Annotated in this window: 25 protein-coding genes; 8 read left to right on the forward strand and 17 right to left on the reverse strand. The window is 47.1% G+C overall.

The window, feature by feature from the left end; genetic code table 11:
• Positions 1-22 precede the first annotated feature (22 nt).
• Positions 23-694 (reverse strand): 7-carboxy-7-deazaguanine synthase QueE, encoded by a 672-nt coding sequence (queE, locus tag VBY75_RS04235; RefSeq protein ID WP_416511194.1) that lies wholly within the window; start codon positions 692-694, stop codon positions 23-25.
• Between the two features lie 62 nt (positions 695-756).
• On the opposite strand from queE, the gene queC reads away from it, so the two are divergent.
• Positions 757-1,416, forward strand: a complete 660-nt coding sequence (gene queC, locus VBY75_RS04240; RefSeq protein ID WP_416511196.1) for a 7-cyano-7-deazaguanine synthase QueC — start codon at positions 757-759, stop codon at positions 1,414-1,416.
• 138 nt (positions 1,417-1,554) lie between these two features.
• Here the strand turns inward: queC and VBY75_RS04245 are convergent, their stop codons facing one another.
• Positions 1,555-2,070: a DUF6174 domain-containing protein gene (locus tag VBY75_RS04245; protein WP_278358364.1), complete on the reverse strand. Its 516-nt coding sequence runs from the start codon at positions 2,068-2,070 to the stop codon at positions 1,555-1,557.
• A gap of 268 nt (positions 2,071-2,338) precedes the next feature.
• Positions 2,339-3,331 (reverse strand): beta-N-acetylhexosaminidase, encoded by a 993-nt coding sequence (gene nagZ / locus VBY75_RS04250; RefSeq protein ID WP_278355930.1) that lies wholly within the window; start codon positions 3,329-3,331, stop codon positions 2,339-2,341.
• Between the two features lie 133 nt (positions 3,332-3,464).
• Between nagZ and VBY75_RS04255 the strand changes: the two genes are divergently transcribed.
• The gene (locus VBY75_RS04255) at positions 3,465-4,805 is read left to right on the forward strand and encodes a S41 family peptidase (protein WP_278358363.1); all 1,341 of its coding nucleotides are present in this window, start codon (positions 3,465-3,467) and stop codon (positions 4,803-4,805) included.
• A gap of 19 nt (positions 4,806-4,824) precedes the next feature.
• On the opposite strand, the gene VBY75_RS04260 is transcribed toward VBY75_RS04255, so the two are convergent.
• The 10 genes from VBY75_RS04260 to hemA form a co-directional block, all read right to left on the reverse strand.
• Positions 4,825-7,164: an acyl-CoA dehydrogenase gene (locus VBY75_RS04260; protein WP_054487170.1), complete on the reverse strand. Its 2,340-nt coding sequence runs from the start codon at positions 7,162-7,164 to the stop codon at positions 4,825-4,827.
• Positions 7,165-7,227: 63 nt separating this feature from the next.
• A complete protein-coding gene (locus VBY75_RS04265) occupies positions 7,228-7,854 on the reverse strand; it encodes a TetR/AcrR family transcriptional regulator (RefSeq protein ID WP_054487168.1) in 627 nt (208 codons plus the stop codon).
• Positions 7,855-7,968: 114 nt separating this feature from the next.
• Positions 7,969-9,462, reverse strand: a complete 1,494-nt coding sequence (locus VBY75_RS04270) for a TrkH family potassium uptake protein (RefSeq protein WP_271331529.1) — start codon at positions 9,460-9,462, stop codon at positions 7,969-7,971.
• 4 nt (positions 9,463-9,466) lie between these two features.
• Positions 9,467-10,309 (reverse strand): 3-deoxy-8-phosphooctulonate synthase, encoded by an 843-nt coding sequence (gene kdsA / locus VBY75_RS04275; RefSeq protein WP_054487165.1) that lies wholly within the window; start codon positions 10,307-10,309, stop codon positions 9,467-9,469.
• A 15-nt stretch (positions 10,310-10,324) separates the two neighbouring features.
• The gene (locus tag VBY75_RS04280) at positions 10,325-11,596 is read right to left on the reverse strand and encodes a DUF819 domain-containing protein (RefSeq protein WP_199494746.1); all 1,272 of its coding nucleotides are present in this window, start codon (positions 11,594-11,596) and stop codon (positions 10,325-10,327) included.
• Between the two features lie 15 nt (positions 11,597-11,611).
• Positions 11,612-11,986: a SirB2 family protein gene (locus VBY75_RS04285; protein ID WP_054487160.1), complete on the reverse strand. Its 375-nt coding sequence runs from the start codon at positions 11,984-11,986 to the stop codon at positions 11,612-11,614.
• Positions 11,987-12,007: 21 nt separating this feature from the next.
• Positions 12,008-13,480 carry a DUF3369 domain-containing protein gene (locus tag VBY75_RS04290; RefSeq protein WP_054487157.1) on the reverse strand — a complete coding sequence of 491 codons (1,473 nt, stop codon included), beginning with the start codon at positions 13,478-13,480 and terminating at the stop codon, positions 12,008-12,010.
• 2 nt (positions 13,481-13,482) lie between these two features.
• Positions 13,483-14,328, reverse strand: coding sequence for a peptide chain release factor N(5)-glutamine methyltransferase (gene prmC, locus VBY75_RS04295; protein WP_416511202.1), 846 nt, complete (start codon positions 14,326-14,328; stop codon positions 13,483-13,485).
• Positions 14,325-15,419: a peptide chain release factor 1 gene (prfA, locus tag VBY75_RS04300; protein WP_404813274.1), complete on the reverse strand. Its 1,095-nt coding sequence runs from the start codon at positions 15,417-15,419 to the stop codon at positions 14,325-14,327. Before prfA ends, prmC begins: the two co-directional genes overlap by 4 nt.
• Before the next feature lie 4 nt (positions 15,420-15,423).
• Positions 15,424-16,695: a glutamyl-tRNA reductase gene (hemA, locus tag VBY75_RS04305; RefSeq protein ID WP_054487150.1), complete on the reverse strand. Its 1,272-nt coding sequence runs from the start codon at positions 16,693-16,695 to the stop codon at positions 15,424-15,426.
• A gap of 132 nt (positions 16,696-16,827) precedes the next feature.
• Between hemA and lolB the strand changes: the two genes are divergently transcribed.
• From lolB to ychF, 6 genes are all read left to right on the forward strand, one after another.
• A complete protein-coding gene (gene lolB / locus VBY75_RS04310; RefSeq protein ID WP_054487148.1) occupies positions 16,828-17,454 on the forward strand; it encodes a lipoprotein insertase outer membrane protein LolB in 627 nt (208 codons plus the stop codon).
• Positions 17,445-18,308 carry a 4-(cytidine 5'-diphospho)-2-C-methyl-D-erythritol kinase gene (gene ispE / locus VBY75_RS04315; protein ID WP_416511204.1) on the forward strand — a complete coding sequence of 288 codons (864 nt, stop codon included), beginning with the start codon at positions 17,445-17,447 and terminating at the stop codon, positions 18,306-18,308. The genes lolB and ispE overlap by 10 nt, the downstream gene beginning before the upstream one ends.
• Positions 18,309-18,323: 15 nt before the next feature.
• Positions 18,324-19,271 (forward strand): ribose-phosphate pyrophosphokinase, encoded by a 948-nt coding sequence (locus tag VBY75_RS04320; protein WP_199494749.1) that lies wholly within the window; start codon positions 18,324-18,326, stop codon positions 19,269-19,271.
• Between the two features lie 139 nt (positions 19,272-19,410).
• Positions 19,411-20,079: a 50S ribosomal protein L25/general stress protein Ctc gene (locus VBY75_RS04325; protein WP_199494750.1), complete on the forward strand. Its 669-nt coding sequence runs from the start codon at positions 19,411-19,413 to the stop codon at positions 20,077-20,079.
• Between the two features lie 14 nt (positions 20,080-20,093).
• Entirely contained in the window at positions 20,094-20,690 is a 597-nt protein-coding gene (gene pth / locus VBY75_RS04330) for an aminoacyl-tRNA hydrolase (protein ID WP_416511207.1), read from the forward strand.
• Positions 20,691-20,696: 6 nt separating this feature from the next.
• Positions 20,697-21,788: a redox-regulated ATPase YchF gene (gene ychF, locus VBY75_RS04335; RefSeq protein WP_054487137.1), complete on the forward strand. Its 1,092-nt coding sequence runs from the start codon at positions 20,697-20,699 to the stop codon at positions 21,786-21,788.
• Positions 21,789-21,839: 51 nt separating this feature from the next.
• Here ychF and VBY75_RS04340 read toward each other — a convergent pair whose 3' ends face one another.
• Genes VBY75_RS04340 through VBY75_RS04355 form a run of 4 tightly spaced genes read right to left on the reverse strand, consistent with a single transcriptional unit; the run spans position 21,840 to position 26,088 of the window.
• A complete protein-coding gene (locus VBY75_RS04340) occupies positions 21,840-22,247 on the reverse strand; it encodes a group I truncated hemoglobin (RefSeq protein ID WP_199494752.1) in 408 nt (135 codons plus the stop codon).
• A 9-nt stretch (positions 22,248-22,256) separates the two neighbouring features.
• Positions 22,257-23,117 (reverse strand): DUF3034 family protein, encoded by an 861-nt coding sequence (locus tag VBY75_RS04345; protein ID WP_416511210.1) that lies wholly within the window; start codon positions 23,115-23,117, stop codon positions 22,257-22,259.
• Positions 23,118-23,119: 2 nt separating this feature from the next.
• Positions 23,120-25,408, reverse strand: a complete 2,289-nt coding sequence (locus tag VBY75_RS04350; RefSeq protein ID WP_416511212.1) for a putative bifunctional diguanylate cyclase/phosphodiesterase — start codon at positions 25,406-25,408, stop codon at positions 23,120-23,122.
• Positions 25,405-26,088 (reverse strand): methylamine utilization protein, encoded by a 684-nt coding sequence (locus VBY75_RS04355; protein ID WP_278355636.1) that lies wholly within the window; start codon positions 26,086-26,088, stop codon positions 25,405-25,407. The genes VBY75_RS04350 and VBY75_RS04355 overlap by 4 nt, the downstream gene beginning before the upstream one ends.
• Between the last annotated feature and the right edge of the window lie 118 nt (positions 26,089-26,206).

Here is a 26,206-nt window from a genome sequence, read left to right on the forward strand (position 1 = left end):
CAGATCAGAAGTAGCAAATGTCTTACTCAATATTGAGATATTTATGCATCTGCACAGAAAGGCGCCAGTTACGCGCTATGCAGGTTTTCATGGCAAGCTCTGTGGCGCGTGGCCGTTGGCTTATGGGTTGCAGACAAATAATGGCGTCTGCTTTGGGTGGGCAACGTTTTAGAAGGGAGTCTAACGCGTCTATGTGCTTTTGCATGGCTACCGGGTGCTTTATTTCGTTAGCGCGTGCCATACAGTCTGGGCGTACCAGGTAGCCGCCTGGCATATCCAGTTTGGGCGACACCGTTACCCAGGTGCTGTCTGTTACTTTTAGCTCAAAGGTACCGCTGGTTTCTATTTGCAGCTGGTAGCCTTTGGCTTCTAGGGCGTTGCCAAGCGGCAACAGGTCAAACATAGCCGGTTCGCCGCCGGTTATCACCACGTGTTTGGCGGTGTAACCTTCTTTTTCAAAGCGGCTGATAATGTCTTCTGCCGTCATTTCAGCCCATTCAGCGGTGGCTTCGGTTTTTGCCATTAGGCGCTCAACGCTTACCTGGTCACTTGGGTTGGTCTCCCATGTGTGCTGGGTATCGCACCAGGGGCAACCCACAGGACACCCCTGCAAACGCAGAAAAATGGATGGCACGCCGGTAAAGGTGCCCTCGCCTTGCAAGGTTTCAAAAATTTCGTTGATGCGGTAAGGCATAGCTTCCGTTAAAATGGCTTTGGCTAGAATGTATGAATGCGGATTATACGGGGAGTTACAGCATGTCGCAAAAGGTCGTTGTTATTTATTCAGGCGGAATGGACTCGTTTACCGTTTTGCACAAAGCTCTGCAAGAGGGAAACGAGGTTCTGGCACTGTCGTTTAACTATGGGCAACGCCATGTCAAAGAGCTTGAAGTTGCGGCTAACGTCTGTAAAAAACATGGAATACCCCATAAAGTTGTCGACATTACCGCTATTAATTCGCTCCTTTCTGGCAGTTCACTCACCGACGACATAGACATTCCCGAAGGTCACTACGAAGAAGAGTCAATGAAATCTACCGTAGTACCCAACCGCAACATGATTTTGCTGTCACTGGCCATTGGTTACGCTGTGTCTGAAAACGCCTCGGCGGTTTACTATGGCGCGCACTCGGGTGACCACGCCATTTACCCCGACTGCCGCCCGGAGTTTGTACGCCAAATGGATGTAGTGAGTAAAATGGCGAACTACGACCCGGTAGCCGTTCACGCCCCCTACTTAGATGTAGATAAAAATGCAATTTTAGCCGACGGCCTGAAAATGGGGCTGGATTACAGCCAAACCTGGACTTGCTATAACGGCCGTGACAAAGCCTGTGGTAAATGCGGTGCGTGTCAGGAACGCTTAGAGGCCTTCACCGCTAACGGCATGGAAGACCCCATTCTTTACGAAGAATAAGTTTTAGTTAAATAGAGAGTATCAAGTTAATTTCAAATAAACATCGCCCCATCTCTTTCTTACGCTGCGCTAAAAAGCGCCCAGCCACTGGTGCGAATGGAGCGGTATTATGTTAATTATTATCTCCATAATAAATTCTTACATGAACTCATCAATACTTACGTTAATCGAATAACACTCATCACTATCATTAAATTCAAGATAGTAGTTTATTGGAAAGCCAAAGCTGTCATCGAAAGTCGGTAATTCTGATTGCTCCCCCCAACTTTTAGCAACAACCTGCGGACTCCTCTCTAACTCGGACTTTAGATAAACAAACATTTCATCAAACGTACCGAAATGGTCGCCCGTTGGCGGCTCTATTTCCTGCCCAGAATCGTAATTAGTAACACTTGTGATTACGTTGTCATCGACAATAACTCTATAGGATGGCGCTGCCTCATCGACGACTCCATCACCACATGCTTGGTTGACCCTTTGATGATAGGCAAAACTATAATCAATAAGGTCATGAGACTCCCACAGCTGCTGTGCCGAGTTCACTTCCTCTAAAACATCTGCAACCCTAGGATCCGTTACGGGTTCTTGGCTATCTGTTTCAGAACCACCACAAGATACGAGTGCAATTGCAAAAAGTGGAGTTAAAAATTTCATTATTTGTATATCTTGACTGTATTAAATTAATTGCCACCAATATTATGATCGTCATACTAAAGGTTATATTAAATGCATTCAATACTTCCGCAGTTAAGTTTCCCCTACCTTTAAACTTAAAAAAATCTGAAAACTGATAGTGATATAAAAATCACCATTTTAGATGTTAAGAAGCGTCAGGTTCGTATCGGTGTTGATCCCACCTTACTTAAAACTATCAGTAGGTAGCAGCAAGCTAAGTTTGTTACGAATAACCTAAGCAACGAACCTACAACCAGCGTTGGGCTTGCTCCCAGCGCTCGGTGCGTTTTAACTCTTCCAGCGAAACCGCTGGCGATGACATCAGCATTCTATTCACACGTTGTGCGCTTTCTGGCTCGGTAGCCGGTAAGTTCGCGTCCAGCACTTGCACTGCGCCCGCTCTGTCGTTACACACCAGTATCATGTCGCAGCCGGCGTTCAGAGCGGCTACGGCGCGTTGCTGCATGTCACCGGCAACGGTAGCGCCCTGCATAGACAGGTCGTCACTAAATATGGTGCCATTAAACTGCAGCTCGCTGCGCAGTATTTGTTGCAACCAAAACTCGCTAAAACCGGCGGGCTGAGGGTCAATTTGCGGGTAAATAACATGGGCCGGCATAATGCCGTCCAGTTTCTGGCTTAATGACAAAAACGGCTTTAAGTCATGGGCCCTAATTTGCGCCAGAGTTCGGTCATCTTCAGGAATGGCAATGTGGGAATCGGCCTGAACGGAGCCATGCCCCGGGAAGTGTTTACCGGTACACGCCATGCCCGCTTCGTGCATGCCTTCAATAAAAGACGACGCCAGTTTAGAAATTTCAGATGGCACAGCCGAAAAAGCGCGATCACCAATAACATCACTGCAGTCGTCTACGTCCAGCACTGGTGCAAAGCTAATATCAATACCTACGGCCTGAACCTCTGCGGCCATTAACCAGCCTAAATCGCGGGCGGCGCGCTGACGTTCGTCTTCGTTTTCTATTTTTTGCAGCGACCCCATAGCAGGAATGGCGCTAAAGCCTTGACGAAAACGCTGCACACGCCCACCTTCGTGGTCTACCGCAATGAGCAAAGGTTTGCCGGCGGCCGCTCGTGCCTCGCGTGTCAGCGCCTGTAACTGCTCTAAGGACGCAAAGTTGCGTGTAAATAAAATAAGGCCGTTAACGGCGGGTGCCGCAAGAAGTTTTTTGTCTTCGGCGGTCAGCTCAGTGCCCGCAATATCTATCATTACTTGTGCCATAACAGCGGCTTTCTCGTTTGGTTTTCAATAGTCAGCAGTTTGCCATGAGTTAAGTAAAGACGCCATGTTCCCTGTTTATCTTTTTGCTCCTTATGCTAAATTAACATTTTTACAACACAATAAGAGATGCAGTATGAGACTCGACAAATCACTTTTATGCATAGGTATTACTCTGGCCCTTTCTGCCTGTGGTGGTTCAGATAGCGGTGGTACGGACAACTCTGGTGGAACCAATAACGACGATGGTTACGCTTTTTGCTCGGTCGAGGACCAAAATCAGCGCTTTTTCGAATACATGAAGGACGACTATTTTTGGGCTGACCAACTGCAGGACAGTTTAGATCCTGAAGCTTTTGACGATGTGTATGCGGTACTTGAAGAACTGCGTGTACCGGAGGACCGCTACAGCTATATATTAACGGAGGAAGAGTACGATCAGCTGTTTGTCAGCGCTACCTACTTCGGCTTTGGCTTCTCTATGGAACAAATTAGTGAAAGCCGCGTTAAGTTTCGCTTTGTCTATGACGACTCCCCTGCCGATACCGCAGGCATTGACCGCGCCGATGAACTTATTGCTATTGAGGGGGTAGCGGTTTCTGAACTGCTTGCTAATGGTGAATTTAATGACGCACTGGGCCCTAATGAAGAAGGCCTGAGCCGCGAAATTACCTGGCAAAAGCCCGACGGCACAGAACAAACTGAAGTGCTAAGTAAAGTTGAAGTAGAAACCAATACCGTTATGGGCGCTCAAACTTACCAGCTGGACGGCGAAACCGTTGGCTACTTTACATTAGATTCTTTCATTAACCGCACCGGCGACGACTTAAACAATGCCTTTGATTTATTTGCAGCTGAAGGTATTAACCATTTAGTCATTGATGTTCGCTACAACGGTGGTGGTTTGATCCGCTACGCTAACCAGGTCGCAACTCAGGCGGCAGGCATAAATGTGCAGGGTGAAACCTTTTTGGAATACCGTTTTAACGAACAAAACAGCAGCAATAATCAGAGCATTGACTTTAGTCTGGTCGATGGCGTTGAACAGCTAGATTTAGACCGTGTATTTGTACTGACTACCGGCAGCAGTTGTTCGTCTTCAGAAATCATTATTAACTCCCTGAGTCCTCACATTGAGGTTGTTACTGTTGGTGAACCCACCTGTGGGAAACCGGTAGGCCAACAGCCCGAAGAGCTGTGCGATAAAGTCACCTTTGCGATTAACTTTGAGACCGTAAACTCAGAAGGCGAAGGCAAATATTACGACGGTATTGCTCCGAACTGTTCAGTTGAAGACGAAATTGTCGGAGACTGGGGTAGCTCTGAAGACCCACTCACAGCGGCTGCAAATACTTATATCAGCAGTGGCAGCTGCCCTGCCGCTTCAGCTAGCGCAGAAACGAAAAAGAGCGCTCAGAAGCGCTCTTTTGTAACACCTATCTACAATATGAAAGATAAGCGCGAGTCTATTCAGTAAGAACTCGTATTTGCAGCGGTTAGTCTTTAACCGCTGCTTTTCTTATGTCACCTTTCGCCGTATAGAACTGATTATTCTCAATAATACCCGGCGCAAAGCTGTCGACACCAATAGCGGTTAAACGCAGTTCTTCGGTTTCAGCCAACTTATCAGCCGTTTCTTTGTCGACTAAGCCTTTTTGCAGTGCCGCATCGGCCAGTTCCTGACCATTAAGGTTAGACGATAACTCACCACGTTTTTGCGCCTTACGCAGTGTTTTATAAACCGGCTTCATTTCCAGCATAGACAAGAACGCTTTTTCCATGTGTCCGGTAGCGTCACCGATGCTGTCTTTCCAGTAGCACAAGAAGGTGTGACGGTCACGGGTAACACCCGGCTCCATCATGCTGGTGCTGATATTCTGTAAGATCTCATCTGATGGCTTTTTGAAGTGATTTCCCAGAGGGAAAATCAGTATACGCATTACCCACGCCATAAAGCGGTTCGGGAAATTGTCAAAGAAGCCATAGAAGGCATCAGCAATGCTGAATAAATGGTGCTTAAGCGCGTAATGAACGTAAGGCAAGTCAGCCACCTGGCGACCTTCATCTTCAAAGCGCTTAAGTACTGCCGAAGCCATATACAAGTGGCTTAAAACATCGCCTAAACGGGCTGAGATCATCTCTTTACGCTTTAAGTCGCCTCCCATCATCAGCATGGAAATGTCCGACGCTAATGCAAGACCGCGGCTCATACGGCCCAGCTTGCGGTAATAGTGTGCAGTTTCACCACTAACCGGTGATTCACCAAAACGAGCACCAGTAAGACCCAGCCACAAGCTGCCAAAGACGTTGCTAGCAGCAAAGCCAATATGTTTCAGTAGCAGGCTGTCAAACTCGCGCATACCTTCGTCTTCATTCGGGTTAGCTGCAGCCTTCATTTCTTTTAACACGTAAGGGTGACAACGCGTTGCCCCCTGACCAAATATCATCAAATTACGAGTCAGAATATTCGCGCCTTCAACGGTAATGGATACCGGTGTTGCCATGTACGCATGACCCAAATAGTTATGCGGACCTAACTGAATGCCTTTACCGGCATGAATATCCATGGCGTGTTCAAGTACCTCGCGCCCCATTTCGGTCATATGGTACTTAGTCATGGCCGTAACAACAGACGGGCTCTGCCCCTGACATAATGCAGAAATAGTCAGTCGGCGTGTTGATTCCAGAATGTAGTTGGTACCACCAATTTTACCCATTGATGACTGAACGCCTTCAAACATACCAATGGGCATACCAAACTGCTGACGAACGTAAGCATAAGCACCGGTCATACGCTGGGTAACGTGGCCCGACGCCGTAGCCAAGGCCGGTAAAGAAATACCACGGCCAGCCGACAGACATTCAACCAACATACGCCAGCCTTTACCGGCGTAATCCGCACCACCAATAATCCAGTCCAGCGGAATGAAAACGTCTTTACCAAAGGTTGTACCGTTAAGGAAAGCCTGGTTTAGCGGGAAATGGCGGTCGCCAATTTCAACGCCTTTGTGCGAAGTAGGAATTAACGCACAAGTAATACCTATTTCTTTTTTACTGCCTAAAAGCGCTTCGGGGTCATAGAGTTTAAAGGCCAAACCCAAAACGGTTGCTGACGGAGCCAGTGTAATGTAGCGCTTAGACCAATTAAGACGAATACCGACAACTTCTTTGCCTTCGTGCTCGCCTTTGCAAATGATGCCTTCATCGGGAATAGCACCCGCGTCGGAGCCAGCCTCAGGTCCTGTCAGTGCAAAACAAGGAATGTCTGTTCCGTCCGCAAGGCGTGGTAACCAATAGTCTTTTTGCTCTTTTGTACCATAGTGAGTCAGTAACTCACCCGGACCTAATGAGTTAGGCACCATGACCGATACCGCCGCACTGATAGAGCGGCTGGCAATTTTCGAAACAATGTAAGAGTTTGCCGCGGGAGAAAAATCCAGGCCGCCGTGATCTTTGCCAATAATCATGGCAAAGAAACGTTCTTTACGCAGGTAGTCCCAAACTTGTTTGGGTAAGTCACGGTCTTGTTGAACAATTTTAAAATCGTCCAGCATGTCCATCAGTTTTGCCAACTGGTTATCGACAAACGCCTGCTCATCAGCGGTCAGTTTTGGCTCGGGTACATCAAGTAACTTCTGCCAGTCTGGGCGGCCGCTGAACAACTCGCCGTCCCACCAAACGTCACCCGCTTCCATAGCTTCGCGTTCGGTATCCGACATAGGCGGCAAAATGCGCTTAAAAATAGCAAAAACCGGTTTAGTTACCAGGCTGCGACGGATATCTCCGACTGCAAACACCAGTACCACTAAAACCACTAACAGAATAAAAATTTCCATGGTTATCTCCAGTGCACCATCACAATAAAAGTGTCGTCAAATCTCGAACTTACAACGGTATCTTTACGCTTCTTCAAGCCCGCCGGAAACAAAAGGTATGAGCTGATCAATGACGTCCTGCGCCTCAACCTTTTCATTAAATTCCGACTGAGCAATTTCAATTAAAGCCTGCCCCGATACTTGAGCAAAAACGGCGGCGCCTAATATAAAGTGTAGACGCCAAAACATTTGTTGCTCATCTAAATGTGGATTTGCGCGCTTTAACAGAGCTAATAAATGCTGCAATACACCGCCAAACTCTTGCTGAGTATATTTGCGCAAATGCCCCTGAATTTCAGAATAAGCAAAGCCGAGTAATCTTAAAAAGATATCCGGCCCTTGTTTATTAACCTCAGTTAACTTTGCCAGCGGTATTTTGAAACGCTTAAACAGTTCTTCTGTTTTTAACTCGCTTTGCTGTTCAGCCTGTTGCAGCTGTTCTTCCAAAACGGGCATAAAAATAACTAAATAGCGTGCCATTACCGCTTGAATAAGCGCTTTTTTTGAACCAAAGTGATAATTGACAGAGGCAAGGTTAACCCCCGCCTCCTGCGTGATTTGCCGTAAAGAGGTTTGCTCAAATCCATCTCTGGAAAAAAGCATTTCTGCGGCGTTGAGTATTTTCTTTTGAGTCGAAATGCGTGCTGCCATGAAATAAATAAACGCATGATTTAAACATGCGTTTAATCTAATTCATGTCGTTTCAGCGTGCAAGTGTTCGCTGAATTTATTTTGATCTGCCGCGTAAACTTAATTGCATAAGATTTAATGCCGCCAGTAATGACGGTGGAACAGAATAAGTACGGTCATAATTTCAAGACGACCCGCCAACATTGCAAAAATAAGCAGCAATTTAGCGCCGCCGTCCAGGCTTGAGAAGTTACCTGCCGGACCTATAATTTCGCCTAAACCAGGGCCGACGTTACCCACCGCCGAGGCAGCACCGGATATTGCTGTCAAAAAGTCGAGGTCAAATAACGACAAACCCAGCGCTATAACGGCTATAAGAAGAAAGTACATAAAACAGAAAGCAACCATAGAGCCCAGCAGCGAGTCGTTGACCCGGCGCTCCTGATAAGTTTGCACACTAACCAGGTTAGGATGAATTAACTGGCTGAACTGCTTTCTTAATAAAAGTTGTGACAACTGAAAACGGAAAATTTTCATGCCACCGGAAGTTGAACCGGTACAACCACCAATAAACATCAAATAGAAGAAGACCATTAACGACCAGCTTCCCCAACTGCCGTAGTCTTCTGTTGCGTACCCCGTTGTTGTTACCACCGACACCACGTTAAAAGCAGTGTGCATTAACGCATCGCCAAATTCCCGACCTTTGGCTATTTGCACCAAAGTAATCAACGCAATAGCAATAAGCAGAAAAGTTACAAAGGCGCGCACCTGAGTGTCTTTCCAAAGCGGTTCAAAGTCTCTTTTCAGCAACCGTATATAAAGCACAAAGGGCAGTGCCCCGGCCACCATAAAAATGGTGCCCGTTACAACCAGGAATGGGGTATCAGAAAAGTGCCCAAAAGAGGCATCGTAGTTTGAGAAACCGGCAGTGCCAATAGTCGTCATGCCGTGGACAAAAGCGTCAAAACTGCCCATTCCGCCAATTAAATACAGACCAATAACCGCCGCCGTTAATATGAGGTACACTCGTCCTATTGCCATAACCATATGGCTTGAGCGCGGCATAAACTTGCCCGACATATCGGATGATTCGGCCTGGAACAGGCGCATCCCCCCCACTTGGAGGAAAGGTAAAATTGCCATTGCCATTACGATGATTCCAATACCACCTAGCCACTGCAGCATAGCGCGCCACAACAGTACACTGGCGGGTAGATCATCCAACCCTGAAATAACCGTTGCACCGGTTGTGGTAATAGCCGACATGGCTTCAAACCAGGCGCTTGAGAAATCGAGATAAGGCTTCGCAAAAATAAAAGGCAAGGTTGCGAATAAGCTGGCTGACACCCAACACAACGAGGTCAGCAAGAAGACTTGTCGAGCTCTGAGCTTAGCATCGCCAACTGGCTGCAGAAATAAAACCAAGCCAACAACCAAGCCAATAATAGAGAGCGTTAAATAGGTCCATTGCTCTTTCTCGCCGCTGACAACCGCCATAACGAAAGGGGCAAGCAACGCAATAGAAAGCAGCGCAATCAATCCGCCCACCGCTTTTAGCAGTAGCTTAATGGCCTGTCGACTATCAAGCGGCGTTTGCCGTAAGGATTGATTGCTTTGCAATGACATAGTGTCAGTTAGACGTATCTAAAGGCGCAAATGACTTCACTAAGTCGTCAATGGCTTTCATTTGCTGCAAATAAGGCTCTAACGCATGTAAAGGTAACGCGCAGGGTCCATCGCACTTGGCTTCATCGGGGTTAGGATGAGCTTCAATGAACAAACCGGCAATACCCAATGACATACCAGAGCGAGCCAGTTGTGCAGCCTGTGCCCGCCGACCATCGGCTGAGTCAGCTCGTCCTCCCGGACGTTGCAAGGCATGAGTAGCGTCAAAGATAACCGGCGCCATGGGCTTCATATCATCCATGCCAAGCATATCAACAACCAGGTTGTTGTAACCAAAGCTTGAGCCACGCTCACATAACATGATTTTTTCGTTGCCCGCTTCTGCAAACTTTTTGATGATGTGCTTCATTTCATGCGGCGCGAGAAACTGTGGCTTTTTAATGTTAACCATAGCGCCAGTTTCCGCCATGGCAACCACCAGGTCAGTCTGTCGCGCAAGAAACGCAGGAAGCTGTAATACATCAACCACTTCCGCTACCGGGGCCGCCTGATGGGGCTCGTGGACGTCGGTAATAAGAGGCACGTTAAACTGCTGCTTTACCTCTTCAAAAATGCGTAAGCCCTCTTCCAGGCCGGGTCCGCGAAATGAATGAATGGACGACCGGTTAGCTTTATCAAATGATGCCTTAAACACGTATGGAATACCCAGTTTGCTGGTTACTTCCACATAATGTTCGGCAATTCGCAGGGCTAAGTCACGAGACTCCAGCACATTCATTCCGCCAAATAAAACAAACGGCTTGTCATTTGCAATTTGAATGTCGCCCAGCTGCAATTCTTTGATCATCCTAAACTCCTGCGATTAGCTACCAACAACACGTAAGATCTGGCCTGCAAAGTACGCCATGTAAGTTCCCAGCGCATACCCCATTACCGCTAATAATACACCAACCGGCGCTAATGAAGGATGAAAAGCTGAGGCCACAACGGGTGCTGACGCCGCACCACCAACGTTCGCCTGACTGCCAACCGCCATATAAAACACCGGAGCGCGCAGCAGTTTTGCCACCAATAGCATCAAGCCAGCGTGGATGATCATCCAGATAGCACCAATTAAGAAATACTTCGGTGTTTCCACAATTTTTGTGACATCCATATGCAGGCCTATGCTGGCAACCAGAACATAGACGAAAACTGAGCCAATTTTCGAGGCGCCGGCAGCTTCCATTGACCGGGCCCGGGTAAAGGACAGCGCGATACCGCCAGCAGTTGCAAGCACAATCACCCAGAAGAATAAGCTGTCTAAACTGAATTTACTCAATGCCGGGTAATTCGTCGCTATTGCCGGTGCAATCCAGTCAGCTAATAAATGCGCCAAACCAGCAACACCAAAGCCAATAGCTAAAATGAGCATCAAGTCGCGTAGGCTGGGGTTTCTGACATGCTCGGCTTCATACTTTTCAACTCTGTGGCGAATATTGTCGATAGCCGATGTATCTGCACCCGTACGAGCGTCTATCTTCTTAGAGTTTGCAGCCATATACAGCAATACTGCCATCCAGAGGTTGGCGACAATAATATCAACAGTGACCATGGCGGAAAAAATATCGCCACCCACTTCATACACTTCTTTCATTGCGGCCTGGTTCGCACCACCGCCAATCCAGCTTCCGGCAATTGTTGTCATTCCGCGCCAGACAGCATCAGGCCCTGCTCCGCCTATCATTTCCGGAAACAGAGTAGAAACCAGTAGCAAAGCAATTGGACCACCAATCACAATACCGAAGGTACCGGTTAAAAACAGAATAAGAGCCTTAGAACCAAGACCTAAAACGGCTTTAACATCCAGACTTAAGGTCAATAAAACCATACAGGCAGGTAACAGGTAATCCATAGCAATATCGGTTACTGCTGTCTGGTTTCCGTCAACAATACCAAAGGTATTCAATAAAGACGGCAGAAAATAACAAAGCAACAACGCAGGAACAAAACGGTAAAACTTTTTGAAAGCAGGATGTTCACTGGTGTTGGTATAAAAAACGAAACCGAGAATTGCAAATAATAGTCCGGCAACAACTCCGTCGTTGGTAATTAACGCATTGGTTTGAGAAACAACTGATTCAGGCGCCAACATAAATATTCCCTTAAATTAACCGGCAATAAGTGCTTGTTTTGACATTGCAACGTGCAGCAGAAATGCTATCCAGCCACAGGCGCCAATAAACCCAAGCCAGCGAGCGCCAGCTGTCTTTCCTTTCATGGCTAATACGCCAAAGCCAATGTAAGCAATAACACCTATCACTTTGTCCGTTAGCCAGGGAACCTGAATTGGGTACATACTTAAGCTCACCATGATACCAACGGCGCTAAGCAGCAATAAGGTGTCGTTAACGTGAGGGACTATTTTTAACCACTTCTTTTTAACTAATGGCGAGTCAATTAATTGCAGTACGAAACGGAATAAAAAAAGGCTGATCGAAATCAGCACAAACAATACATGTAAGTGTTTAAAAGCAGTGTACACAAGTAACCTCTTATTATTTAATTAAATTTTTCTAAGTTCAGGCAGGGCTTTAATCACTACATCAAGAAACTTGGGTGAATAGTAGCGACCTTTTTCATCGTTCAACCGTACTGTAATATCGTCATCGCTGATGCCACTCTCCCACCATTCCAGGAGCTGCTCAGTTAATAACAAAACTTGAGTACTTATTGCAATATCGGAACCTTGTTTACCTTCCGGTAAACCCAGTCCGTCCCACCGCTCAAGCCTTTCTATTAATGCTCTGTGGGCACTCTGTGTTGCTTCATGCTCACCATGCGCTAATGCTCTCAGTGAACGTGCAACACGCTGCTGACAGGTTGTTTCTACGGCAGCTGCGGCATCAGTTGCGCAATCGAGTAATGGCCGAGCTTGTGCGAACAATGACCAGGCTAATGCGGTCGTTTCCGCGTCATCTGCAACAACCCGTTGTGCTATTTCGTAAGTCAAACGAACTTCATTGTCTTGCTCAAGAACACGATTAAACTGGCTTGCATGGTGAAGCATGAGCTGATCCGCTAAGCGCGCCAGGAATTTATCGGAATCTTCCAGGCACACAACGTTATCCTGTGCCAGTTGGACGTTCTCTGAAAACAATTGAAGAACGTGATGATCGTCTGCGGTCAGAGGGCGAGACAAGCCTCCGATAAACAAAACGGATCCATGTGCACGACAGTGACTGCGGCAATATAAAAGTACGAAGTCGTCGCCATAATAGGAACCATGGTTCGCAATAACATGCTCAAGTTCTGACAAAGCTTTTGACGGGATAACAGAGCGTAACGTTTGCCCGACACAAACTTTCGAGTCTTCACCATGAGCGGCCAGAACTTTATAGGTGGAGCCGTCTTCGTTAGACGTTGCATAAAGCGTCTGCTTTGCCCCGCCAATAACCCAACTGAGTTGTTGCACTAAACCATCAACAAAGCTGTTCATTGGCTGTAAAGCGTAAAGGTTCGCAGAAGCTGAGATGATTTTTTCAAGCCCGTGACGGCTTTGGTCAATCGACATAATATCGCGGTATGAACGCAACGATGACATGACTGCGGTAAAGAGTTTTTGCGCCGTAAGTTCTGTCTTAGACTTATAGTCGTTAATATCGTAATTAACGATAACCGTGCGCTCTGGCGCTTGCCCCGGCTGCCCGGTTCGCAGAATAATGCGGGTAAAGTGGTTGTCTGCCTGTTCGCGAATATAGCGCGCCACCTGCAGTCCGGCGTCGTCTGTTTCCATGACGACGTCCAGTAACAGTATTGCCGCATCAGGGTGTTCATCGATTAATTGCCGCGCTTCTTCACCAGAAAAAGCACTGTAAAACTTTAACCCCCGACCTAAAAAATTAAAGTCGTTTAAGGCCAGTTTGGTTACGGCGTGCACCTCTGGTTCGTCGTCGACAATCAGAATTTTCCAGTATTCTGTCGGTAATTTTGTGGTTTGCTGGCTGGCTTCGTCAGCAAACATAAACTGATTGCTCATTATTATTCTCTCTCCGCCCTGGCTTTCTTCCCACCGGTAACTCGTTCTACCCTAGCATAATCCTGCCAACGGTTAATCATTTTATAACCATTTTTCAACAACAGCTCAACGACACTATCTGCCTGTTGCCATCCTTGCTCAAGTAGTAACCAGCCCTGTTCAACTAAACGTTCATTAGCCTGTTTTATAATAGTCTCAATATCGGCTAAACCATTATTTTCTGCAACTAATGCCGTATGGGGTTCAAATCTAACATCCCCTGCGCCTAAATGTGGATCGCCAGCATCAATATAAGGTGGGTTGGATAGCACCAAGTCAAAGTTAAGCGACTTTGGCACAGATTGAAACCAGTCGCTGTACAAAATATCAACATCTAAGCCTAATTTTTTACTATTACGCTTAGCCAGTTCAACGGCTGCTTCATTGCTGTCACAAGCCATGACCTGCCACCCGGGGCGTTCCGACTTTAGCGCCAGTGCCACCGCTCCGGTTCCTGTACCTAAATCGAGCACACGGGCGTTTTCAGGAAGCTCCAGGCTAAGGGCGGCTTCAACCAGGGTTTCGGTGTCAGGCCGGGGGATCAAAGTGCTGTCGTTAACTTCAAGCATCAGTGACCAAAACTCGCGGCGACCGGTTATATGAGCCACCGGACGCCCCTTATAGCGAGCTGCAATAACGCTCCGATAATGCTCAAGCTGCTCAGCCGTGAGTTCTTTTTCAGGCCAGGTCAGAAGATAGGCTTTTTCTTTATTCAACACATAACAAAGTAAGGCAGATACATCAGCAGCCGCGTCTTCGCTTTGACTCAACTGCTCTCTGCCCCAGATTATCGCCTGCTGTAGTGTCATTGCTGTCCTTCAGACAACGCCGCCAGTTGATCGGCTTGATGCTCAGTAATGATTGCATCGAGTATTAAGTCGATATCGCCGGTTAGCACTTCATCTAATCGGTACAAGGTAAGGTTAATGCGGTGGTCTGTAACACGGCTCTGCGGATAGTTGTATGTACGGATACGCTCCGAACGGTCACCACTGCCCACTAAGTTACGACGCGTGCTGTCTTCTTCAGCCTGGCGCTTCTCGTCTTCCAGACGCTGTATTCTTGCCTGCAAAACCGACATGGCTTTCGCCCGGTTTTTATGTTGAGAACGCTCTTCCTGACACTCAACGACCACCCCTGTCGGTAAGTGGGTAAGGCGAATCGCTGAATCGGTACGGTTAACGTGCTGACCACCCGCTCCTGAGGCGCGGTAAGTATCAACACGTAAGTCGGCCGGGTTAATTTCAACAGCTTCGGCTTCCGGAATTTCCGGCAACACCGCTACGGTACAAGCTGAAGTATGAATACGACCCTGCGACTCTGTTTCGGGAACACGTTGTACGCGGTGGCCGCCCGATTCAAACTTCATTCGACCGTAAACACCGTCACCACTCATATGCGCAATAATTTCTTTATAACCGCCGTGTTCGCCATCACTGGCACTGACAATATTCACTTTCCAACCATTTTTTTCTGCGTAACGGCTGTACATACGGAATAAGTCACCAGCAAATATTGAAGCTTCATCACCACCGGCACCGGCCCGAATCTCTAAGTAGCATGAACGGTCGTCGTTCGGGTCTTTAGGCAACAGCAACAGCTGCAGGCGGTTTTCCAGATCTTCTTCTGCTTCTTTGGCTTGCTTCAGCTCTTCTGCCGCCATTTCTCGCATCTCTGCGTCATCATCCTCAGCCATATCTTTGGCTGCGGCTTGATCATCCTGGTTCTGGCGGTACTCTTCAAAGCACCCGACCACTTCTTCCAGTTGAGAATATTCGCGAGATAAAGCACGGAAACGGTTTTGATCGCTGATCACATCGGGCTCACCCAATAAAGCCTGCACTTCCTGATAACGCTCAACTAAGCCTTCTAGTTTGCGTTCAATGGATGGATTCAACATGTTTTTATTTGCCTTCTGATGGGTCAGAGGATGGCTCTGACCAAAGTTGTTGCAAAACGGCCAGCGTGTATTGATCGTTATTTTCGCCGGCAGATTTTAATAAGTTTGTCGGTTTGTGCGTTAACTGCTGCACCAGACGGTGACTGAACCTTTGCAGAACTTCAGCCGGGTCTTTACCCTGCTCAAGTTGGGCCAGCGCCTTTTTTAACTGCTCGTCGGCCAGAGTTCGCGTATGTGTCCGGTACTCTCGCACAAGCTCAACACTGTTAAGAGATTTCAGCCAGTCATTAAACTCTTGAGTCTGCTGCTGGATAATGACTTGCGCTTCACGCGCCGCCTGTTCACGGTTGCGAATGTTTTCGCTAATAATGCTTTGCAAGTCATCCACGGTATAAAGGTAGGCGTCGTCCAGTTCGTTAACCTGTTCTTCTATATCTCGGGGAACCGCTAAATCTATCAATAACATAGGCCTGTGACGACGTTTTTTCAGCGCTTTTTCAATACTGCCCTTACCCACAATAGGCAGAGTACTGGCAGTTGAACTGACAACAATATCGGCCTGTGGTAGTAACTCAGAAAGCTCCGATAAACTGTGTGCTGTGGCCCCGACTCTCTCAGCCATTTCACGTGCACGCTGCAAGGTTCTGTTAGCGACAATAATTTCGCTGACACCTTGCTGCTTTAAATGCTGAGCAACGAGCTCGGATGTATCGCCGGCACCAATAAGCAAGACTTTTGAGTTCTGTAAGTTGGCAAAAATATGGCGCGCCATAGAAACGGCAGCATAGGCTACCGAAACCGCATTCTGACCAACTGCAGTTTCATTTCTTACGGTTTTTGCTACCCGGAAAGTTTGCTGGAACAAACGCTCGAGAATGCCACCGACAGAAGCTTGTCGTTTAGCGGCCTGGTACGCTTGCTTTACCTGCCCCAGAATTTGCGGTTCGCCAAGCACCAGAGAGTCTAAACCGCTGGCAACGGACATAAGGTGGGTGATGGCTTGTTCGCCCTGAAATAAATAGTGATGATTTTCCAGAGCATCAGGAGACAGGCTATGAAAACCTGTCAGCCAGCCCAATAGCAAGTCACCGGATACTTCACCGCGACAATACAGCTCTGTACGATTACAAGTAGAGACAATAACCGCTTCTTCAACGCCTTGAAGGTTACGCACGGCCTGCAACGCAGTGTCGAGCTGTTCGGCACTAAACGCGACTTGCTCACGCAAATCTACCGATGCTGTTTTGTGATTAATTCCAAGAGCTGAAATGGTCATCTGACTGTGAAACTCGTTATCCCAACGCGGCCAAAATCTAAGTTGTCCGATTGTACGTGAAAGCCTTAGTCATTGAAAGTCACAGCGCTTTCTGGTCAACTACTGGCATTCCGATTGCACCAATAGAGAAATATGATTCAACGTCGAATTTTCTGGGTTTATCTCGTTACCGTTACCTTGCTCAGTGGGTGCGCACTACCAACCCCGCCAGAGCAACGCAGCAGCACCCAGGTGAACCAGCAAGTTATCAAAGCTCACCAGCAACAATTAGAGCAGCTGCAACAATGGTCGTTAAGTGGCCGCATGGCTATTATCCAGAAAAAGAAAGAAGAGCGTGACAGTTTTTATATCAACTGGGCTTATTTGCCACACCAACAAATCATTCGTTTTTCCCACCCGTTAAAAGGTCAGTTAGCGAAATTAACCATTGATGACAGCGGCGCTCTGTTAGTTGGTTCCGATAATGAAGAACGATGGGCACCTTCAGCCGATGCTCTGCTTTACCAAATACTCGGTGCGAGCGTTCCTTTTGAGCAGCTGCATAACTGGGTTATAGGTAAAAAAACTGTAGCGCTGAAAGCCGTCCGCTATCATAACGACGGCACTCTGTCTCAGTCCCGGGTGTTTAACCAGGGGCAAGACTGGCAGATAAACTGGTTTTACGACCAAAGTAAGAGCCAAACGCTCACCCTGCCCGAACAAATACACTTAGAAAGTTCAAACCTCTTAATCAAGGTGCAAGTGAATCAATGGCAGTAACGACATTAACACTCCCTGCACCGGCAAAATTGAACCTGTTTTTGCACATTACAGGCCGTCGTCCGGACGGGTATCACAATCTGCAAACCGTATTTCAGTTTCTGGACTATGGCGACACCCTTAAGTTTCACACGGACAAAACTGACGGACAATTCCGTTTAATTGATAACAGTAGTCAAATACCCGAACAGGAAAACTTGGTTTGGAAAGCTCAGGCAGCACTCAAGCAGGCATACAAAGAAAAAGGCATTGAGCAACTACCCGGCTGTACTATTGAGTTGATAAAACACCTGCCGCAAGGTGCAGGTCTGGGCGGAGGTTCATCCAATGCTGCGACTGCTTTAGTTGGATTAAACCGCCTATGGGGCAGTCACTTTTCATCTTCTGAGTTGCAGAAAATTGGTGGAAAGCTCGGTGCAGATGTTCCCGTATTCATTCATGGGCAGGCATGCTTTGCCGAAGGTATCGGCGATATTTTTACCGACGTATCACCACCGGAACTTTGGTATTTAGTGGTAAAACCCGAAGTTTCCATAAGCACAGCTGAGCTGTTTTCTCACCCACAGCTAAAACGAGACTGCGCGGTTGTTAGTGCCCAAAACTGGGACACTCAAAACGTCACTAATGTATTTGAGCCAGTGGTCTGCGATCTACACACCGAAGTTGCTATGTTGCGTCGTGCCTTGCTAGAATACGCTCCGACTCGGCTCACTGGCAGTGGAGCATGTCTTTTTTCTTCATTTGAAACAAGGCAAGCCGCAAAGGAAGCGCAGCAGCATGTCCCTAGAGGGTTACGCTCATTTATCGCTCAAGGCCAGAACCGTTCACCACTTATCCAGACATTAACCCAATAAAAGTCGAGGTATGTTGTGCCTGACATGAAACTTTTCGCCGGCAACGCCACTCCGGAGCTAGCCCAGAAAATCGCCGATCGCCTTTATATCAAACTTGGTGAAGCATCCGTTGGTCGCTTTAGTGACGGCGAAATTAGCGTCGCTATTAACGAAAACGTCCGCGGTTCCGACGTCTTTATTCTTCAATCTACTTGCGCTCCGACCAATGACAACCTGATGGAACTCATTGTGATGGTCGATGCACTGCGCCGTGCATCAGCAGGCCGTATCACTGCCGTTATGCCTTATTTTGGCTATGCTCGCCAGGACCGTCGGGTTCGTTCAGCTCGAGTTCCAATTACGGCAAAGGTCGTTGCAGACTTCTTATCAAGCGTTGGTGTTGACCGAGTGTTGACTGTAGATTTACACGCTGAACAAATTCAGGGCTTTTTCGATGTGCCTGTCGATAACGTTTTCGGAACACCGGTGTTATTAGAGCACATGCGTCAGCAAAACTTTGACAACCCAGTTGTTGTTTCTCCCGATATCGGTGGCGTCGTCCGTGCTCGTGCTTTTGCCAAGCTTATGAATGACACTGACTTAGCTATCATCGATAAGCGCCGCCCTTCTGCTAACGTATCGCAGGTTATGCATATTATTGGTGACGTTAAAGGCCGTGACTGCATCATTGTTGATGACATGATCGATACCGGCGGAACCTTGTGTAAAGCCGCAGAAGCATTGAAGTCACATGGCGCTAAACGTGTGTTCGCTTATGCAACTCACCCGGTATTCTCAGGCAATGCCGTAGAGAACATCAAAGATTCAGATATTGATGAAGTGATAGTGACAGACAGCGTGCCGCTAAGCGACGCTATGAAAGCAACCGGTAAAGTCAGCCAACTGACATTGTCTGGTATGTTATCAGAAGCACTTCGCCGGGTAAGTAATGAAGAGTCCATTTCCGCAATGTTCGAGTACTGATTGTTGTAATTAATACCGCTCAGTGCTAGTATTGCGCGCCCTTAGAAACCGGCCACGTTGTCGGTTTCTAAGTTTCTGGGTCAGCTCTTGGTCGCGAGTGCTGACAAATAAAAAACTTTAAACATTGAGAGGCCACATCATGGCTGAATTAGATTTTAACATCAAAGCTACCGTCCGTACGGACAAGGGGAAAGGTGCGAGCCGCCGCCTGCGTCACGCGGACAAAGTACCAGCAATTTTATATGGTGGTAAAGGTGAGCCAGTAGCACTAGAACTGGACCACAACAAAGTGAATAACATGGCTGACTTCGAAGCCTTTTATTCGCACATTTTGACGCTGGAGTTTGATGGTAAGAAGCATCAGGCAATCCTTAAAGACATGCAGCGTCACCCGTATAAGCCAAAATTGACTCACCTGGATTTCCAGCGCGTTGAGAAAGGCCACAAACTTCACACTAACTTACCTCTGCATTTCTTAAACGAGACAACTGCGAAGGGTGTTAAAGAAGAAGGCGGTGTTGTTGTTCACCACGTCAACGACGTAGAAATCACTGTATTGCCGAAAGACTTACCTGAGTACCTGGAAGTTGATATTGCTGAGCTCAGCGTTGGTGACACAATTCACCTGACTGACTTAAAACTGCCTAAAGGCGTTGAGTTAGTTGAACTGACTAAAGGTGATGATCACGACCAGGCGGTTGTATCTATTACTGCTCCTCGTGTCGAGAAAGAAGAGACCGAAGAAGATACAGTAGCACCTGGCGACGTTCCTGCTGAAAACAGCAAAGACGACGCTGACGAAGAGTAAGTCAGTCTCCTGTTATGGGAACTGAAGTAAAACTACTTGTGGGCCTGGGTAATCCGGGCCCCGAGTATGAACGAACTCGCCACAACGCTGGTTTCTGGTTAGTCGAAGACTTCTGCAGACGCCACGCAATTACACTTTCCCCTGATACAAAAAGCAAAGCCCTGATCGGACGCTGGCAGCAAGGCGCTCATGATCTTCGCATTGTACTACCACAAAATTTTATGAACCGCAGCGGTTTCTCTGTGGCGGCTCTAGCTAACTTTTATAAAATACCGGCTAGCGAAATTTTAGTGGCATACGATGAACTCGATTTACCACCCGGCATTGCTAAGTTTAAGAAAGGTGGAGGTGCCGGCGGGCACAACGGAATTAAAGACATTATTGCCCAGACGGGCAGCCAGGACTTTATGCGACTGCGCATTGGTATTGGCCACCCGGGCGATAAAACGAAAGTTACGGGTTTTGTTTTAGGCAAAGCCTCAGCAAATGAACAGCGGCTTATCGATGATTGTATCGATGAAGCCAGCCGCAGTATCGACACATTAATGGTGGACGGCTGGGGACCTGCACTGCAGCGTCTGCACAGCTACCGCCCTGAACAGAAAGGCTAAATTCTCATGGGATTTCGATGTGGTATCGTTGGTTTACCAAATGTGGGTAAATCCACACTTTTCAACGCACTGACAAAAGCAGGCATTGAAGCTGCAAACTTTCCATTCTGTACCATCGAACCAAATACGGGTGTCGTTCCTGTTCCCGATCCTCGCCTGGATAAATTAGCCGCTATCGTCAATCCCGAGCGCGTTATTCCAACAACCATGGAGTTTGTTGATATCGCCGGGTTAGTTAAAGGCGCTTCCAAAGGTGAAGGTTTAGGTAACCAGTTTTTAGCAAACATTCGCGAAACCGACGCTATTGGTCATGTCGTGCGTTGCTTTGAAGACGACAATATTGTGCATGTCAGTGGCGGTATTGACCCTGCCGATGACATTGACACCATTAACACCGAGTTGGCACTCGCCGATTTAGACTCTGTTGATAAGTCTTTGTACCGTCTGAGTAAAAAAGCGAAAGGCGGTGACGCACAAGCCAAAGCAGAAATTGCGGTCCTGGAAAAACTGAAGCCGGCACTTGATGAAGGTAAAATGGCTCGCTCTGTAGAGCTCAGCAAAGATGAGCGCGCAACCATTCGCTCTTACAACTTGCTGACTTTAAAGCCAACCATGTACATTGCCAACGTCAACGAAGACGGTTTTGAAAACAACCCACACCTGGATAAAGTACGTGAAATTGCAGCAACCGAAAACGCTGTTGTTGTTCCCGTGTGTGCTGCTATTGAATCAGAAATAGCCGAACTGGACGAAGCCGACAAAGAAGAGTTTTTGAGTGAACTGGGTCAGGACGAGCCAGGTTTGAACCGCGTTATTCGTGGTGGCTACGAACTGTTAAACCTGCACACATACTTCACTGCCGGCGTAAAAGAAGTTCGCGCCTGGACAGTGAAAGTAGGCTCAACGGCACCTCAGGCAGCAGGACGCATTCACACCGATTTCGAAAAAGGCTTTATTCGTGCCGAAATCGTTGGGTATGACGACTACATTGCCAATAATGGTGAGCAAGGTGCAAAAGATGCTGGTAAATGGCGTTTAGAAGGAAAAGAGTACATCGTTAAAGACGGCGATGTTATTCACTTCCGCTTTAACGTTTAATAAGCAATTGGTGGCTCGCACAGAGCGGGCCACAATCTTTTCCCTGTACCTTTAGTTTTCTACAATATCGCCATGCATTGGCGCCAGCAGACCCAGTAACTGATTCTGAGCCGCAACCGGTATATCATGCTTTTCCATTGCCGCTATTAGGTGCTCCACCAGCGCATTGAAGTCCGCGTTAGTAACGCCCATGTTGCGATGCGAAGTTTTCATATCATCTCCGCTGTAGTCACATGGACCACCACTAACGTCACATATTTGTTCACTAATCAGTTTATGCACCCGCATAATGTCCACATCAGTAAAATGATGAGCTATACGGTCATCGCCACCCACTCTGTAAAGCATTTCTTCGACAACGGTTTCAATACCCTCTTTCTCTCCCAGCTGCTGATACAAGTTCTGGGCAATTGAAAGCGGAGCAAATAATAACACCGCCAGTAACACACCTATTCTCATAATTTCTCCTTAAAAAGCTGCCTGAACAGACAAATACCAGCCGGTTTGATCATCGAGTCCCGCTATTGAACCTAAGTCAGTGTAAGCGCCAACAACGGACACATGTTTATTTGGGAAGTAAGCGACAAAAAGATCTTTCCAGTCCTGCTCTTCAGCGAAGTTTAGGTTATCGGGCTTCTGGCGGTATTCAATACCTACAGCCCAATAACGGTTCAAAAAAGCCGCTACCGACGCTTCCGCCAGCCAGTCCCTGCTGTTTTCTTTGTCTCCGCCAAAGCCCAACAGACCCAGTTGATTCGCTTTGCTTGAACGCAAGGTTAAGTTTGCGACCCAGGTACGATGAAAAGGCCCATCCAACCAGGCTTTTGCGGCACTGACATACCAGTCAACACTGCTGTCATCCTGAGAACCAACGGCTGAAGGCAATGCATAGTCATTGTTCTTTTTGTGCTGCGCGCCCACACTGACTTGAGGTAAATCGCCGTAAATGAGGTCGCCGGCCAAACGTACTTTAGCACCAAGAATACTTTGACTAAGCTCACCACCAATAGTGGACAGATCAAATGTTTGTTCCGCGTACGACAATTCTATTCGGTTATTCCAACTGACACTGGCGCCCTGTACGCTTAACCGAAAGTCATCTACAGCAACTTCACTTAAATTGACCGTAGCACCAAATTGACCTTTCCCTGCGTAACTGCTTAATGTTGCCCAGGGAACTATACCGCCTCCCCCGGCTCCTTCTAACGTACTGGCACCGCCCGTTGCTAACAGTCTTGTTCCCTGATCTGCAAACGTGGCAGAGCTAAAAAGCAAAACACCAGCCAAAATAAAGTGGCTTCCATACACTAAAGAATCTCTTATATTCATTTTCATTCTTTTAACTCATGGTCGGTTAAGTAATTCTTAAAATCTGAAATAGCTAAGGGTTTGCTAAAATAGTAGCCTTGCAATTCATCGCACTGCAGCGATTGCAGTACCTTCCAACTGGCTTCATCTTCAACACCTTCTGCAACCACTCGAAGGCCCAGTTCATGGGCTAGCTGAATCGTTGAACGGACAATGGATTCATCCATAGCCTCTTCACTCAAATACTGCACAAACGCCCTGTCAACTTTAAGTTCTTCCACAGGCAGTCTACGTAATTGGGCCAGGGATGAATGTCCGGTGCCGTAATCATCAATAGAAATAGAAAACCCAAGGCGCTTGAGGGTTTCCAGTCGGGCAATCGCTTTTTCAGGGTCCTGCATAACGGCACTTTCCGTCACTTCCAGAACCAAGCGCTGCGGTAACTGAGGGAAACCTTTTATCAATTGTTCAAACAATAAAGGTAAGGCGTCACTTAACAGGTCAACCGTCGATAAATTAATACTCAGTTTGAGAGTTTTTCCTTGCTGTTCCCAGTTACGGAGCAGCTCCACAGACTGCCTGCAGACCCAGTCTGTTAAATCGGTAATAGCTCCCGACTGCTCTGCCAAAGGAATAAACTCATCAGGGCCAACAAAGCCCAGCTTCTCACTCTGCCATCTTAAAAGTACTTCAGCACCCACGACGGTGCCGCTCTGACAGTTAATCTTAGGCTGTAACACCAGATGCAGCTCTTCATCTTTTACGGCGTCTTTTAACGACTCTATAATTTGCAGGCGTCTCATGTGCTGCTCATCCAGCCCTTGCTGATACTCTACGTAGAAGCTCTGCTGAAGTTTCGCTTGTTGTACACTGACCTGCGCGCGTCGAATCAATAAATCAACCTCTGCGCCTTGTTCGGGAAAACAAACAACACCTAAATTAAAAGCCAGACGATAGTCACTGTCCCCTACTTTAAACGGCGACTTAAGAAACGCCTCTAATTGATTTACGTTGCTGTTTAATTCAAATGCTAATTGTTCGAAAGAGTACAAAATAGCAAACTCATCACCACCGACTCTCGCTAACAAGGTTGAATTTGCGCAGCACTGCCGTAAACGGTCTGACAATTGCCGCAAAATATCATCGCCAATTTCCTGACCAACACTGTCATTCAAAACACGGAACTGTCGAATATTTAACAATAATAAACAGCCACTGTTATTCGCATGTAGCAGCTTCTCCAACTCTTTTCGGAAAAACCGTCGGTTAGGTAAGTTAGTTAGGTGATCATGAGATGCCTGATAAGAAATACGCTGTTCACGCTCAGAAATAGCCTTTCGCATGCTACCAAAAGTGTCAGCGAGCTTACCGAACTCATCATCATTTAATGACAAATTCGTTTCACTGTAGTCGCCTTGCTGCAGTTTCTTCGCGGCTCCTGACAACTGCTGCAATGGGCGTGACACGCCGCGCGCAATAATGACAGCTAACAACATAGCGACAACCAAAGCGGCAATGGCAATTAAAACAATCTGCCAACGCAGCCGTGTAAATTCCTCGGTTGCAGCGCTCAAAGATGTCGTCAGCACAACATGAACAGCGTCGCCCGAGTCAAGATTAAGGATGACTTCATTACCGGCAAAATCATTGTTTAGTAACCAGGCATCCAAAATTCCGTTACTTTGAGTCAAGTTCTCCGACAAAGAGGAAACCTGCGGCTGCGATAGGCTTGAAGCGAGAACATCGTTAGAGCTTTCCAGCCACAAACTGATATCAGCATTAGCCAGACTTTTTAACTCCTCAGCCAATTCAGAATCAACCTCAAAGCCAAGCGTTGCCCATGCAATTAAATTAGGCGCATTCACCGGCACAGTAACTAATTGAAAGAGCTCGTCTTCCACTACGGCTAACTCTCGGTTTGAACCGGCCGCACGAGGGTTAATACGCAACTCATCGAAGGCATGTGATGAAGCAATTTCTTTCCCGTCGGGTGTTTGCAGTACCATTAATTCGGCTTCTATCCGTTCACCGTGGTTCACTAACGCCGAAATAATAGTCTCTCTGTCTTTAGAGGATACCGCCCGCTTAAATCCAAAGTCATCGGTAAGAACTTCAGCCGCCTGAAGTAGCTGAGTGCTGCGGCTATCGAGCAGTTCACGGAATACCTTTTCACTGACACTCAGCTCTCGTTCAATTGAGCGTTCCAGTTGGTTTTCCGTTGCAATCCAAACCGCTGCTAAGGCGACCAATAAAGCTCCGGCTACCAAACCAGCAAGAATAATAATTAAGCGAGTTCTAAACCGTGTGATCATTGGTTCCCTTTACGGTTAAATCGCTGTTCTAAACGAGAAGGCTCTTTTTCTTCCTGCTCAGGAGCCGATATCTGAACTTGCCCAGTAAATTCCTGCCCATTATGTGCTAAAGCGATAATCTGAGCTTGAGATAAATTATCGCCCATCCAATAATGCCAAACCTTCACCTGTTCCATTTCTTCATCTTCAGCGATTTTCAGTTGTGCTATTCCCTGTTCATTAGTCACAACTGCATCATAGTCATTACTAACTAGAACGTAAGCTATCATTTGATCATGAATATTACAGCCGAGAGTTACGATACCCTCTTTATTAAAATTGACGCTTGGCCTTTCTTCATCTGAATATAGCTTTAACTCGAAATTCTTAGCCTCAGAAAATGAATATACGTTATGCCGAAGATTATCGCTGTTAGGGAATATAACATCAGTTCCTCGCCTAATAGAACTCACCATAGGGGTGAACTGCTTATCTACCTGATCGACTATCGCTTCGTTACTTTCTTTAAGTTCAGGCTTCCGAGCTTCAATTAATAGCGCCGCATTAGCTAATGGCTGCCCGTTTGCATCCACCAACTGAACCTTAATCGTTTGAGCTGACACATATTGAACACTTAAAATCGTAAATAAAAAAACTGCAACTAAATGCTTCACACCACCCCCAACAATAACTTGATGCACTCAACTATAACTTAACTGAAAAAAACAAACTGCGCTATGATTGGAGTACGTATAAGTGATCCACTATAGTTCACTTTCGGTAGGTTAGGCATAGAATGTTGTACTCTTTAGCTCGATG

The sequence above is a fragment of the Idiomarina sp. HB genome, assembly GCF_048059115.1.
In the GTDB taxonomy this organism is placed as follows: Bacteria; Pseudomonadota; Gammaproteobacteria; order Enterobacterales; family Alteromonadaceae; genus Idiomarina; species Idiomarina abyssalis.